We start from the raw sequence: 13489 nt of genomic DNA, 5'->3' as shown, positions 1-13489 counted from the left end.
GGGTTGTTTGCTGCATAACTATCGGCGCCGGCGGTCCCAGACCTCGGGGTTGTAGATGCGCGTGGGAAAATCGCCGCGCAAAACCTGTAAGATTCCTTCCGCCGCCCAGCTGGCCATGCGCCGCAGGGACTCCTCCGTGTGAGCGGCCATGTGTGGGGTAACGATGACGTTGGGCAGGGAAAAAAGGGGATTAGCTGCCGCCGGCGGTTCGGGATCGAAGACGTCGAGACCGGCTCCGGCGATCTTCCCGGCCTTGAGGGCCTCGTAGAGGGTTTTTTCGTCCACCAGCGGTCCGCGCGCCGTATTGATCAAAATGGCGTGCGGGCGCATTTTCGCCAACTGCTCCGCGCCGATCAGGTGATAGTTCTCCGCAATGGCCGGAGCGTGCAGGCTCACGACGTCCGCCTGCTCAAGAACCTCGTCCACGGAAGCCACAGGGGTGACGTTCATTGCCCTTGCGGCCTCCTCGTTGAGATAAGGATCGTACGCGATCACGCGCATCTCCAGCCCCAGGGCGCAGCGCTTGGCCACCGCTTGGCCGATCTTGCCGAACCCGATGAGGCCAAGGGTTTTCCCGTTGAGCTCGGCGCTGGGGACAGTAAACCGGGCGGCGAAGTTGTGCTTCTCCCTGAGCTCCCGGTCGGCTACGAACACGTTCTTGGCCAGGGCGAGCATCAGCATCACCGTATGCTCGGCCACCGCCAGGGTGTTGGAGCCGGGCGCATACACCACGGCTATGCCGAGCTCCGTAGCCGCCTTCACGTCGATGTTATCCACGCCCACGCCGTGGCGCCCTACGACTTTTAGTTTGGGCGCAGCCTCTAAGACCTGCCGTGTGATGGGGGTGGTACGCACCAGGATGGCATCCGCGTCGCCCACTTCTTGGGCCAGCTTCTCCGGCGCCGGGTCCTGTGCCAGCACCCACTCGGCTTCCTGGGCCAAGAGGTCCAGCCCTGCCTGGTGCACCTTCTGAACGACAACTACTTTCTTTCTCACTCAGGGTCTCCTTTCTAAGAGATTGCCTTCGGCGTCGAAGGGCAGCGCTTCGGGCCCGGCCACGATTTCCAGGTTGGGATCTCCCTCCACTTCCGGCAGCAAGGCCGCGGATGCTTGGAGTTCCTCGAGCTCCAGAGTGTTCTTGATCCGCACCACCCGCGCCTCCTCCGGCCTCAGGCCGGGAATGGAGGCAAGGGCGACCCGCAGCGCCTCACGGTCGCTCGCCACGCTCACCGGCGTGCGCCCGCGCTCGAGGACGCCGGCGGCGATGACGTTGGCATACGTGGCCTTGAGATCCACCTTAGCCAAGAAACGTCTGGTAATCACGTCGGCCAAACCCATGCCGAGGGCGTTCCCGTGGGAGGCCGCGGTGAGATCCAGCACCGCGATGCGCTTTATGTGCGGCCGCTCGGGCTCTGGTTCGCCCAGCTTATACATCCGCCCGATAACGTTCACATCCATCCCGGTACCGCTGATGTTCTTACCCATCTCATCCACGAGCAGCACGTCAACCGCAGCGAAGGGAAGCTGCGGCAGGTATGCCCTGGCCTTAACCAATAGCTCGGCGTCCACGGCAAAGAGCTCTTCGGCTCGAACCGCTCTGATCTCGGCCGTTTCTTCCCTGCTGTTCTCCACGATCCCTAACCCGCCGATGATGGGCGCCGCCTGCAGCGCCACGCGCGCGGCCGCCGGGATAGTCTCTGCCAGGCCGTTCTCGTGCATAGCGGTACAGCCTTTTTCCTTCCCCAGCCCCACAGCGATCATCTTTACCAGGCCGCTCTCGTTGGCCGCCCGAAAACCCGTGTGGGGCTTGACCCTGTTCACCACCAAGACGGCATCGGCCGACCAAGCGTTCTTGTCAAAATAGACGGGGACGCCCTTTTCCGTCCGTCCGATCTCCACAACCTCCATGGAAGAAAGGATCGGAGCACCCACGCTTTCCTCGGTGATTCCAAGGCTCGCCAGTATGGCCCGCTGCCCCTCTGCCGTCGCCCCGCCGTGGCTGCCCATGGCCGGTACCAGGAAGGGCTCGCCCCCGGCTGCGCGGACAGCCGCAGCGACCGTCTTTAGAATTAGCTGGATGTTGGCAACGCCGCGGCTGCCGGCGGTGATGGCCACCCGGGCCCCCGGCCGGATTCTGTCCTCCAGGGGCAGAGTAGCCAGGGCACTTAAGACGGCTTTTTTCACGTCTTTAATCACCGGGCACTCCAGCCTTTGCCTAATCCGGTAAAAGAGCGGAAACTCCATACACCGCCCTCCTATAGCGTCGGGCCGATGCGGGTTATGGCGAACTCATGATGGCCCAGTAGTTCGGCCTTGGTGAGCTTGCCTCCGGCCACAGCCAGCATGAGGTCGAAGATGCGCCGCCCGACCTTCTCGATGCTTTCCGTACCTTCGATGATTGTCCCGGCGTTCAGGTCGATGTTCTCCTCCATCATCTGGAAAGTGCGGCTGTTACCCGTAACCTTGATCACCGGGGCGATGGCACACCCGGCGGGGGTGCCTCGACCGGTGGTGAAAACAACGATCTGCGCTCCGCCGGCAACCATGCCGGTCACCGACTCTACGTCGTGGCCGGGTGTGTCCATCACCCAGAGACCGCGCCCCCGGGGTGCCTCGGCGTACTCAAGTACGCCCTGGACGGGAGCGGTACCCGCCTTATGGATGCAGCCCAGGGACTTTTCTTCAATTGTGGTGATCCCGCCGGCGATGTTGCCGGGTGCCGGCTGGGCACCGCGAATGTCAACGCCCATGCGGCGGGCGCCTTCCTCCACCCGGGCAACGATCTCACAGAGGCGCTCCGCAGCCCCCTCATTCACGGTGCGCCGGGCCAGCAGGTGCTCTGCTCCCATGATCTCAGGGGTTTCAGAAAGAATGGACGTGCCGCCTTCCGCCACCAGGAGGTCCGAAGCCACGCCCAGCGCCGGGTTGGCCGCCAGTCCAGAGGTGGCGTCCGAGCCGCCGCATTCCAGCCCCAGGATGAGTGAGCTCACCGGAACAGGCTCGGTCTTCACCCGCGCGGCCTCTTGGACCAGCCGGCGGGCCAGCTCCACACCCCTCTCCACCGCCCGGCGAGAGCCGCCTTCCTTTTGAATAACCACCAACTCCACCTTCTGGCCGCGGGCGGCCATCTCTGCGGCCACCTGCTCGGCCGCCACTTTTTCGCAGCCCAAGCCCACCACTACCACGGAGGCCACGTTGGGGTTGGCGCCGAAGCCAACCAACGTCCGTTTTGTCTGCTCAAAATCCGCGCCGATCTGCCCGCAACCGTGCTGGTGCTGCACCGCCACCGTGCCTGGCACAACACCGGCTATCCGCCGGGCAACTTCACTCGCGCAAACCACCGTCGGCAAAATGAGCACGTGATTACGGACTCCAATTCCGCCCCCGGGGCGTACATAGCCCGCGACTTCCACTACCGCTCACCGCCCTTCGCCGCCAGGTCGCCGCGCCCACGCCGGCTTTCCACGTTGTGCACATGCACGTGCTCGCCCGGTTCAATAGCGGCGGCGGCTTCACCCATGACCTCGCCGTACTTGATGATGTCGCCGCCCGCCGGAATCGGCTGCAGGGCAAACTTGTGCCCGAAAGGAATCGCGGCCCGTACCTGTACCTCGCGTTCCTCGCTCCCCACCCGCAGCTTCACCGTCGCCCCTGCCGGTATGTCCTCCAGGGCAGTGGCCACGTTGTCCTGCGCCGTTATCACTATAGCCCGCATCTTCTGTCCTCCCCGCGTACCTTGTGCTGGCCCAGGGACGGCCGGGAACACCCTTCTCTGCACGCCAATTCAGCGCCTGCCATGGTCAGCTTACAACAGGAATCGTTATAACGCCGTAGGGCAGCACCCACACGGTGGCCTCCGGCCCCCGCTTGGTGAACGCGCGTTCCAGGGCCTCTTCCATGGTCCCTACCGGAGTCAGAAGAAGCTCGCGCAGAGTCTGGTCCGGGATGGCCGAGCCTACAATCATGAGCTCAGCCTGTTGCAGGATGCGCGCGAGGACGAACACCTTGTGCTCGCCGGGGGCAAAGCCTTCGCTGCGGGCTTTCGCCGCCGCCTCGTCCGCCGAGTGAACGCTCTTCATCCAGGTGTGGTAGCCCTCGTGGCCGATGCCGTCCCGGCAGGGTGCAGGGATAATCAGAACCCCGCCTTTCCTTACCAGAGGCTTGGGGCCGTACACGCTGGTGTTGACCGCGCGGGTAGCCTGGTAAAGGTCGCGGTCCTTGGGGTAGCCGGGAGCGGCGATCACGATGTCGGCCGGCCGGCTTACCGGAACCTCGTAAACCAGGCGCGCCGCCCGCACCCCTTCGGCGTGGGCCGCCACCGGATCACCGGCCACCACCCGCACGAACTCCTTTTGTGGGTTAAGGACTACGTTGACGACGAAGTCGAGCTTCACGAAACCGGTCGCTTCTTCCAGGAATTGCCGGAAGACATTGCCTTCGATCACCCCCAGCCGCGTCCGTGGATCGTCCAGGATGTCCACGTTGTGCGTGGCGGCGATGGTCTCAGCGCCCGCCACCCCCACGGCTATGCTTTTGACTCCTCCGCTGTAGCCCGCAAAGAGGTGCGGCTCAATCACCCCGGTCGCGATCTTAAGGTCCGCTTCCGCCACGATGCGGTTGATCTTAACCGGAATCCCCCGGGACGGCGTTTTCCCAAGGTATTTAAGTTCTGACTCGTTGTAGGCTGAGTGGTTGACGATGCGCAGCCGGTCGACGACCTCCTGCCCATACATGGCCACGCACTCTTCCCGCGTGTTGGGCCGGTGCGTGCCGTTGGCGATCACCAGCGTAATGTCGCTGTCGGGTATCCCGGCGGCGTTCAGTTCTTCCAGAAGGAGGGGCAGGATGATCTCTTCGTGCAGGCTGCGGGTGATATCGGTAGGAACGATGACCACCTTTTGCCTGGGGCGGGCGACTTCCCTGAGCCGCGGCGAGCCTATCGGCCCGGCCAGCGCGGCGCGGACCGCCTCCTCCGGCTTCACCGTAGGAACCGCAGGCGGGACAACAACCCCGAGGAGGTTCTTATCGGGAACAGTGAACCCGAGCTTTTCCTTTCCGAAGGGCACCTCGATACGCAATCTTACGACCTCCCGCGCACAAAGTCGGGCAGCTGGGCAGCCGGGCGCCGATCCGCCCGCGGCCGCGTCTCTAAACGGAAGCAGCGACGGAGCGCGCCTTTTTCCTGCGCTGCCACAGGTAAATCACAAGTAAGAGCCCAATCCCGACGGAGTCGGTAAGAAGGCCGGGATCGATCAGCAGTAGGGCCGTCGCGAACAGGATCAGCCGTTGAATCTTGTTAAGGTTGTCGTACATGAACCCGATGACGGAGGCCCCCAGGCTGACGACACCCACCGAAGCGGTAAGGACCGACCAGAGCACCTGCAGGACAGTGGCGTTTTCCAGCAGCAGAACCGGTGAGTAGACAAAGATGAAAGGAATCAGGAAGCCGGCGATGCCGAGACGCGTCGCCGTCCAACCCACCTTGCTCGGGTTCGCCCCCGCGATGCCCGCGCCGGCGTAGGCCGCCAAGGCGACAGGCGGGGTGATGGCGGAGAGGCAGCCGAAGTAGAGGGCAAACAGGTGCGCCGCGATCGGCGCAACACCCATCTTCACAAGGGCCGGCACCGCCACCGTCGCGGTGACGATGTAGCACGCCGAGGTCGGCAGCCCCATGCCGAGGATGATCGAGGCAACCATCGTGAGCACCAGGGTAAAGAAGAGCACTCCACCCGCCAGGGTTATGATATAGTTGGCCGCCATAAGGCCCAGGCCGGTGAGCGAAATCACGCCCACTACAAAGCCCACCACGCCGCAGGCGATGGTCACACTGAGGGATCCGCGGGCGGCACCCTCCAGGGCCTTCAAGAATCCCTTCCAAGTGATGCGCGTTTCCCGGCGCAGGAAACTCACCGCGATCAGGGCGAAGATGCTGTAGTTGGCGGCGTAGATCGGCGTGTAGCCCCGGATGAGCATATACATGAGGAGAACGATCGGCACCAGCAGGTGCCCCCGCTCACGGAGAATCTTCCAGACATCAGGCAGGCGATCACGCGGCAGCCCCTGCAGGCCCAGCCGTCTCGCTTCCAGATGTACCATGACGAACACCGCCAGGTAGTAGAGAAAGGCGGGGATGGCTGCGGCCAGCATCACCTTGCCGTAAGGAATGTTCAGGAACTCGGCCATGATAAAGGCCGCCGCCCCCATGACAGGCGGCATGATCTGCCCGCCCGTAGAAGCCACCGCCTCCACGGCACCGGCAAAGTGGGGCTTGTAGCCTACGCTCTTCATCAGGGGGATGGTGAACGTGCCGGTGGTGACCACGTTGGCGGCCGCGCTTCCGTTGATCATGCCGAGAAGCCCGCTGGCCACGACGGCCACCTTCGCCGGCCCACCCGGACTGCCCCCGGCCAGGGCAATGGCCAGGTTGGTGAACATCTCGCCCAGGCCGGTCTCCTGCAAGAAAGAGCCGAAAAGAATGAACAAGAAGATGTAGGTGGCGGCCACGCCCAGAGGAATACCGAAGATACCCTCGGAAGAAATATACATGTGATCAATCAGGCGAGTGATCGGGTAGCCGCGGTGGGCCAGGAAGCTGGGCAGGTGGGGACCCAGGTAGGCATAGAGCATGAAAACGATTGCCATGATGGACAGCTCTTTGCCCACGATGCGGCGTCCGGCCTCCAAGAGCAGAATCATCGCCACGGCACCAACGACCTGGTCGGTGGTCGTACCAAAGCCACCCCGGGTGGCAATGGCGTTATAGTTGACGAAGAGGTAAAGAATTGAGGCCGAGCTGATAAGCGCCAGCAGCACATCCACCGGTCCGGCACCCTTTGTCTTGCTCGCTTTGCCGCTGGCAGGATACAGCATGAAAACCAGGAAGGTGCTAAGGCCCAGCGCGGCTGAACGCAGCTGGGTGGAGGGAACGTTACCGAAGTAGTTGGCGACAAAGAGGTATGCGGACAAGAGGATCGCCACTGCTGAGGCGACCTTTTCCTGCCACCCCGCCAGACTGCGGAACCTTGACTCGGTGTCGTATTTCTTAACGAGTTCGTCAAGGTTGATCGCGTTTTGCTCGGTCATGGACTCCACGCTGAACTTGTCGTGGTCGTTGGCCATACAAGTGCCTCCTTAACCTTTCCGCACGGAAGCTGGGCGGCCAATGCCGCCCAGCTTGATACTCGGCACGATTCGGCTCGCCCAGCCGGCCTATTTTAGGACGCCTTTTTCCTTGAAGTACTTCTCGGCGCCGGGATGGAGCGGAATTGTCTGTCCGTCGAGGGCGTTCTCGAGAGTGGTGTTTTGAGCCACCTTGTGGGCAGCAACCAGGTCGTCGTGGTTCTCGTACATGGCCTTTACGAAGTTGTAAACAACCTCATCCGGCACATCCGCACGGGTGAAGATCCAGTTGGCCACGGAAACGACAGGGACATCTTTGTCCAAACCGGGGTACGCACCGGCCGGCACCTTGTCAGCATAGTAGGCCGGGTTGATGTTGTGGAGTTTGTCAGCTATATCCGGTCCGATGGAGAGAAGAATGACTTCGCCGGCGCTGGTCAGGTCCATCATGGCGGCCGAGGGTACGGCGGCGACAAGGTTGGCTACGTCGGCCTGACCGTTCTTGAGAAGTTCCACCGACTGCGACTCGCTGGTGTACTCGGCCTTGAAGTCCTTACGGTTGATGTAGTCTAAGCCGTACTGTGCAAACAGATCGCGGGAGTTGAGTTCGGTAGCACTGCCGGCGGCGCCGACGCACACCGTCTTGCCCTTGACATCGGCCAAAGACTTGATACCGGACTTTTTCGTCGCCACCATCTGCAGCACGTTCGGATACATGTACATCACCGCGCGCAGGTACTCGGCTTTCGGCTTACCTGCGTAGGAGCCTACACCGTTATAAGCCTCATAGGCTACTCCGGCCTGCCCGAAAGCAAACTCAATCTGTTTTTCTCCCAGGAGCTTAATGTTGGTGGGGGTTCCAGGCGTGGACTGGGCCGAGGCCTTCCAGCCCTGTGATCCCAGCTTATCGTTTAGGATCTTGGCCATGGCATTGGCCAGGAGGAAATAGGTCCCGCCGCTGGTTGCGCCGGCGATGGTGACAAAGGTCTGTTTATCCCCGCCGCTGGACTGCTGCTCTGTGCTCGGCTTTTGCCCCTCGGGCTGCGCCGCCGGTTTGCCGGCGCAGCCGCCGATAAGACTGACCACGAGGACGAGGGCCAACGCGGCTATCCATGTCTTTCTCTTCATTGTTTTCCCTCCATCTTCTCTCTTCGGTACAACGATAGAACGCTCTCTTTATGCGGTTCTCCCCCGGCCATCACCTCGCTTTCGTTCTGCCCTGCAGCCTTTGGCCCAAGAGGCGCGGCACCTCTGCAATGGCTGTGGCTACAGCCGCCCCGGCCGCGCTCAGCGCCCGTGTCTTGTCTTGCACCGTACCCTGGCCGGCGCGGATGATTGCTCCCGCGTGCCCCATGCGCCGCCCGGGCGGCGCGGAACGGCCGGCGATGTAGGCGACCACCGGCTTCTGCATGCGGGCGATGAAGGGGGCCGCCTCTTCTTCCGCGCTCCCGCCGATTTCTCCCACAAGAACCACGGCGTCCGTTCCCGGGTCTTTCTCAAACGCCGCCAGGATATCCGGGATGTCCGGACCAATGACTGGATCGCCGCCGATGCCGAGGAGCGTGCTCTCGCCGTAGCCGGCCTCGTTGACGTAGCCGGCCACCTCGTAGGCCAGGGTGCCGGAACGCGAGATGATGCCGATCCGGCCGGGCTTAAACATGTTCCCCGGCATGATCCCCAGCTTGCCGATGCCGGGGCTGATGATGCCCGGTGTGTTGGGGCCCAGCAGCCAGACCCCGGCCTCCCGCGCCGCCCGCCGCATCGCCATGGCGTCGTGCACCGGTACGTGCTCCGGCACGGCCACGACCAGCCTTATGCCGGCCGCGATCGCCTCGAGCACCGCGTCCTTCGTGTAGGGCGCCGGCACGAAAAGCACGGTCGCGTCGGCGCCTTCCTTCTCCACCGCCTCGGCCACGTTGTCGTACACGGGCACGCCGTGCACGACCGCGCCACCCTGCCCAGGGGTTACGCCGGCGACAATGTTCGTCCCATACTCCAGCATCCAGCGCACCTGCACCTGGCCGATCCGCCCGGTCGCCCCCTGGACAATGGCCCGCGTCTCTTCCGTCAGGAGAATGCTCATGCGCTCTGTCCCTCCAATTGCCGCACCAGCTCGGCGACCGCGTCCTCGGTGCGGATCGATTTCACCACCGGAATACCGGCGGACTCGAGTACAGCATGGGCCTCACCCTGTTGGTTGCCCAGGGCCTTCACGACGACCGGCAGGCGTACAGGCAGGGCGCTGACGCCGTCCACCACGCCTTCCGCGGCGGCGACGAGCGGGTTGACGCCACCGTAGAGGTTGACGATAAGTCCACGCACCCCTTCGTGCCTGGCCACCAGCTGCACGGCGCGGCGCATGAGTTCGCGGGTGATGCCGCCGCCTGTCTCCAGGAAGTTGGCGGGGCGGTGCCCGGCCGCGAGGATGAGATCCATGGTGTTCATACCCAGCCCCGCGCCGCTCGCGATGATGCCGATGTCGCCGTCCAGCTTGATGTAGGTGACGCCGATCTCCCGGGCTTCACGCTCCAGGGGATCCTGGAGCTCGTCCTTTTCGCTCCCGAACTCTGGATGCCGGAACAGGCTGTTGTCGTCCACTTCCATCTTGCAGTCGGCCGCCACCACCTGTCCATCCGCCAGGATGCCCAGGGGGTTGATTTCGGCCACGACCAGATCATACCGGGAGAAGCACTGGTAGAGCTGGGCGGCCACCTGTGCCAGCCGCACCAGGGTCTTGCCCTGAAAGCCCGCCTTACGAATGAGCTGCCGGGCTTCGTAGTCCTTGAGCTCCGCACCGGCCGGAAGCTCGAGCTTGTACACCGATTCCGGATGGCTCTGGGCCACTTCTTCGATGTCCATCCCGCCGGAAGCGCAGAACATGAGGACGGCTGCGCCGCGGCGGTTGTCGATGGTGAGGCCGAGGTAGAGCTCCTCCCGGAGCGCCACCTTCTCCTCGACGAGGACGGTCTCGACGGGAAATCCCTTGATGGTGCTGCCCAGAAGCTCGGACGCGCGCTCCCCGGCCTGCACCGGGTCGGCGGCAGGCCGGATACCGCCGGCCTTGCCGCGGCCGCCGCTCGGTATCTGCACTTTCACGACCACAGGCCCGAGCTCGGCCGCCGCCTCCCGGGCCTCCGCGGGGGTCCGGGCGAGGCGGCCTTGGGGCGTGGCCACCCCGTGGCGCCGGAGTATCTCTTTGCCTTGGTACTCAAGCAGTCGCATCTGGTCTCTCCTCTCCCGGCCCTAGCCGAGGACTTTCTCGGCGGCGGCGAAGCCCGCCATGAGGGCTTTGCGGTTCAGTTCCTCGGTGCCTTTGGGAACACGCTTCAGGACGGCCTTCTCCGCAGCCTCCCGGCTGACCAGCCGGGTGAGCACCGCGATGGCCCCCACCGCCACGATGTTCGCCACCAGCTCGCGGCCCACCTCTTCCCGGGCTACCTGGGTGAGAGGAATCTTGACGACCTTGGCCGCTTTGCTCGCCGGGATGTTCTTGACAAAGAGCGGGTCGACAATGAGGGTGCCGCCGGCTTTAAGCTGGCCGCTGTACTTGTCGGCCGCCAGCTGCGTCATGGCCAGAAGGATGTCGGGGCTGGTGATTTCCGGAAAGTCGATGTCTTCATCGCTGATGATCACTTCCGATTTGCTGGCCCCGCCGCGGGCCTCCGGCCCGTAGGACTGGTTGTGAATGGCGTTGGCGCCGTCGTAGACGGCGGCCGCTTCCGCCAGGATGATCCCGGCCAGGATCAGCCCCTGGCCGCCGGAGCCGGTGAGGAGAATCTCCTGCCGTGCCATTACTCCCGCCCCCCTTCCTGACCGGCCTGAGCGATTACCTGCCGGTACATCTCGGTGTACTCGGGCCGGTCTTCGTGATGCAGCACGCCCGTGAGGAACTTGCCTGCGAGCTTCTCGGGGGGCAGTTTCTCGGCCGCCTCTACGGTCACGGCGTGATCGCGCTGCCATTTCATCATTTCGGCGGGACTCTTCATCCTGTTGCGGCGGCCGAAGCCGGTCGGGCACTGGGCCACAACCTCGACGAAGGAAAAGCCTTTGTGGGTGAGAGCCGCGCCGATGAGCTCCTCCAACTGGCGGACGTGGTAGACGGTGCCGCGGGCCACGAAGGAAGCCCCTGCTCCCTCGACGAGCCTGCAGACATCGAAGGCGGGCTCCACCATGCCGTACGGCGCGGTGGTGGCGAAGCTCCCCGTGGGCGTAAGCGGTGAGTACTGGCCGCCGGTCATGCCGTAGATGCTGTTGTTGACCAGGATGGTGGTGAGATCGACGTTGCGCCGGGCCGTGTGGATGAGATGGTTCCCGCCGATGCCGGCGCCGTCGCCGTCGCCGGTGACCACGACCACCTTAAGTTCGGGGCGGGCAAGCTTGAGCCCCGTGGCGAAGCCCAAGGCGCGCCCGTGGGTTGTCTGGAAGGTATTAAAGTCTATGATGGCGTTCGAACGAGCAGAACAGCCGATGCCGGTGACGACGACGGTTTCGTCTTTGCTCCAGCCCAGTTTGTCGATGGCGCGGACAAGAGCGCCGACGATGATACCGTCGCCGCAGCCCGGACACCAGATGTGGGGGAGCCTGTTTGGGCGCAGGTACTTGAACGTCGCGCTGGCCAAATCACATCACCTCTTTGATCTTGGCTAGGATCTGCTCGGGGCTGATCATCAGGCCGTCGTAGCGGTTAAGCGGCAGTACCTCCACCGGCAGCCGGCGCACGGCCCGCTCCACCTCGCCCACAAGCTGTCCCGTGTTCATCTCGGGCACGATGATGGCCTTCACGCGCTCGCCCAGGCGCTTCACTTGCGCCGCCGGGAACGGCCAGAGGGTCTTCGCCTTGAGAAGACCGGCCTTGATGCCCTGTCCGCGCGCCAGCTTGACCGCGGCTTTGCCGGAACGGGCGCTCGCGCCGTAGGCGAAGACGAGAACCTCTGCGTCTTGAGTGGCGATTTCGTCGGTCAGGACGATCTCATCCAGATGCTGATCGATCTTCTGGTGCAGGCGTTCCATCAGCTGCCGGGCGACGGCGTGGTTGTTGGTCGCGGGGAAGCCGCCTTCGTCGTAGACGTTGCTGGTCATGTGGTAGCGGTAGCCCCGCCCCACCGGCACAAAGGGTGGTATGCCGTCAGCATCCGGCCGGAAGGGGGTGTACTCGCCGGGCGGGACCGTCGGCGCCTTGCGCTCCACCAGGGCGATCTCGCTTGGGTCGGGCAGGACCACCTTCTCCCTGAGGTGACCGACGACCGCATCGGACAGGAGAATCACCGGCGTGCGGAACTTCTCTGCGAAGTTAAAGGCGGTGACGGTGAGATCGTACGTCTCGCGGACGGTGGACGGCGCCAGCACGATGATGGGGTGGTCGCCGTGGGTGCCCCAGCGTGCCTGCATGACATCCCCTTGAGCCGGCAGCGTGGGCAGGCCCGTGCTCGGTCCCCCGCGCTGGACATCCACGATGACACAAGGGATCTGCGTCATGGCTGCGTAGCCGATGTTCTCCTGTTTCAGCGTAAAGCCGGGGCCGCTGGTGGCCGTAAGCGCCTTCTTGCCGCCGATGGAAGCTCCGATCACCGCCGCCATGCTGCCGAGTTCATCCTCCATCTGGATAAAGGTGCCGCCCACCTGGGGCAGCCGGGCCGCCAGGATCTCGGCGATCTCCGTCGCCGGCGTGATGGGGTAGCCGGCGAAGAAACGGCAGCCGGCCGCCAGGGCCGCCTCGGCGCAGGCCTCGTTGCCCTGCATCAGCCGCACCCTACCGTTATCACTCATTTTCTACTCCTCCCACCTCAAGCGCAAAGTCCGGACACCTCAGTTCGCAAAGTCCGCAACCTGTACACTCGGTCTGGTTAACCACGTCTACTTTGCCGTCCTGTCCCAAAGCCAAGACTCCCTTGGGGCAAAACTCCACGCAAATCCCGCAGGCCTTGCACCATGCTTTGTTAACCTTGACTTGATAGCGCACCTCTCTCACCTCCATACGCAGCCGAAAGCCAATTAGGGAAGGCTGCCACGCCAAGCAGCAGCCTTCCGTCGGTTTATGCCGCCACTTTGTTGTCAAGGTTCGTGCTTCACAATCCAATACCTTTGGCCAATATGCACAAATCCCCTAAGGTCTGAACTGGGGAAATAGTACCAGGTGGCGCTGCAGCCCGCATATGAGCCGCGGCGCGACCTGTCGGCCACAGACCTCCCGGCACGGCGCTTCCTGAGAGACAGTATTGGGCGGTCCCCACATAAAACTCTGCCCTTCTTTTGTTTATATTGCACAAAGTTTACTTTCCTCAGGCTGTATCGTACTCTTTGCCTACCATCACATATAAAATCATATATGATTTAGCAGGAGTTTACACATCGTTGGAGAAATCATAGTAGC

The 13489-nt window shown here is 63.4% G+C and carries 13 protein-coding genes; all 13 read right to left on the bottom strand.

Translation table 11 applies throughout. The annotated features are described in order from the left end of the window. Positions 1-18: 18 nt before the first annotated feature. The 13 genes from K5554_RS06510 to K5554_RS06450 all read right to left on the bottom strand — a co-directional run bounded on the left by K5554_RS06510 (position 19) and on the right by K5554_RS06450 (position 13093). Positions 19-996, bottom strand: a complete 978-nt coding sequence (locus K5554_RS06510; RefSeq protein WP_221040334.1) for a hydroxyacid dehydrogenase — start codon at positions 994-996, stop codon at positions 19-21. Beyond that, the gene (locus K5554_RS06505; RefSeq protein WP_221040333.1) at positions 997-2244 is read right to left on the bottom strand and encodes a lactate racemase domain-containing protein; all 1248 of its coding nucleotides are present in this window, start codon (positions 2242-2244) and stop codon (positions 997-999) included. Positions 2245-2255: 11 nt separating this feature from the next. Beyond that, the gene (locus K5554_RS06500) at positions 2256-3413 is read right to left on the bottom strand and encodes a UxaA family hydrolase (protein ID WP_221040332.1); all 1158 of its coding nucleotides are present in this window, start codon (positions 3411-3413) and stop codon (positions 2256-2258) included. After that, complete coding sequence (locus K5554_RS06495; protein WP_221040331.1) at positions 3413-3715, bottom strand: UxaA family hydrolase; 303 nt, start codon at positions 3713-3715, stop codon at positions 3413-3415. Before K5554_RS06495 ends, K5554_RS06500 begins: the two co-directional genes overlap by 1 nt. 85 nt (positions 3716-3800) lie before the next feature. Continuing rightward, positions 3801-5078 carry a nickel-dependent lactate racemase gene (gene larA / locus K5554_RS06490; RefSeq protein WP_221040330.1) on the bottom strand — a complete coding sequence of 426 codons (1278 nt, stop codon included), beginning with the start codon at positions 5076-5078 and terminating at the stop codon, positions 3801-3803. Positions 5079-5148: 70 nt separating this feature from the next. Further along, positions 5149-7119, bottom strand: a complete 1971-nt coding sequence (locus K5554_RS06485) for a TRAP transporter permease (RefSeq protein WP_221040329.1) — start codon at positions 7117-7119, stop codon at positions 5149-5151. A 90-nt stretch (positions 7120-7209) separates the two neighbouring features. Then, entirely contained in the window at positions 7210-8247 is a 1038-nt protein-coding gene (locus K5554_RS06480) for a TAXI family TRAP transporter solute-binding subunit (protein ID WP_221040328.1), read from the bottom strand. 70 nt (positions 8248-8317) lie between these two features. Continuing rightward, the gene (gene sucD / locus K5554_RS06475; protein ID WP_221040327.1) at positions 8318-9202 is read right to left on the bottom strand and encodes a succinate--CoA ligase subunit alpha; all 885 of its coding nucleotides are present in this window, start codon (positions 9200-9202) and stop codon (positions 8318-8320) included. Further along, entirely contained in the window at positions 9199-10341 is a 1143-nt protein-coding gene (gene sucC, locus K5554_RS06470; protein ID WP_221040326.1) for an ADP-forming succinate--CoA ligase subunit beta, read from the bottom strand. The genes sucD and sucC overlap by 4 nt, the downstream gene beginning before the upstream one ends. Before the next feature lie 21 nt (positions 10342-10362). Further along, a complete protein-coding gene (locus K5554_RS06465; RefSeq protein ID WP_221040325.1) occupies positions 10363-10911 on the bottom strand; it encodes a 2-oxoacid:acceptor oxidoreductase family protein in 549 nt (182 codons plus the stop codon). Continuing rightward, complete coding sequence (locus tag K5554_RS06460; RefSeq protein ID WP_221040324.1) at positions 10911-11738, bottom strand: 2-oxoacid:ferredoxin oxidoreductase subunit beta; 828 nt, start codon at positions 11736-11738, stop codon at positions 10911-10913. The genes K5554_RS06465 and K5554_RS06460 overlap by 1 nt, the downstream gene beginning before the upstream one ends. A gap of 1 nt (position 11739) precedes the next feature. Beyond that, a complete protein-coding gene (locus K5554_RS06455) occupies positions 11740-12885 on the bottom strand; it encodes a 2-oxoacid:acceptor oxidoreductase subunit alpha (RefSeq protein ID WP_221040323.1) in 1146 nt (381 codons plus the stop codon). Beyond that, on the bottom strand, positions 12878-13093 hold the full coding sequence (locus tag K5554_RS06450; RefSeq protein WP_221040536.1) for a 4Fe-4S binding protein: 216 nt from the start codon (positions 13091-13093) through the stop codon (positions 12878-12880). The genes K5554_RS06455 and K5554_RS06450 overlap by 8 nt, the downstream gene beginning before the upstream one ends. Positions 13094-13489: the final 396 nt, after the last annotated feature.

Origin of the sequence: Gelria sp. Kuro-4, from assembly GCF_019668485.1 — a bacterium.
Classification (GTDB): Bacteria; Bacillota; DTU030; order DUMP01; family DUMP01; genus DUMP01.
This window is presented reverse-complemented; position numbering and strand designations above follow the sequence as displayed.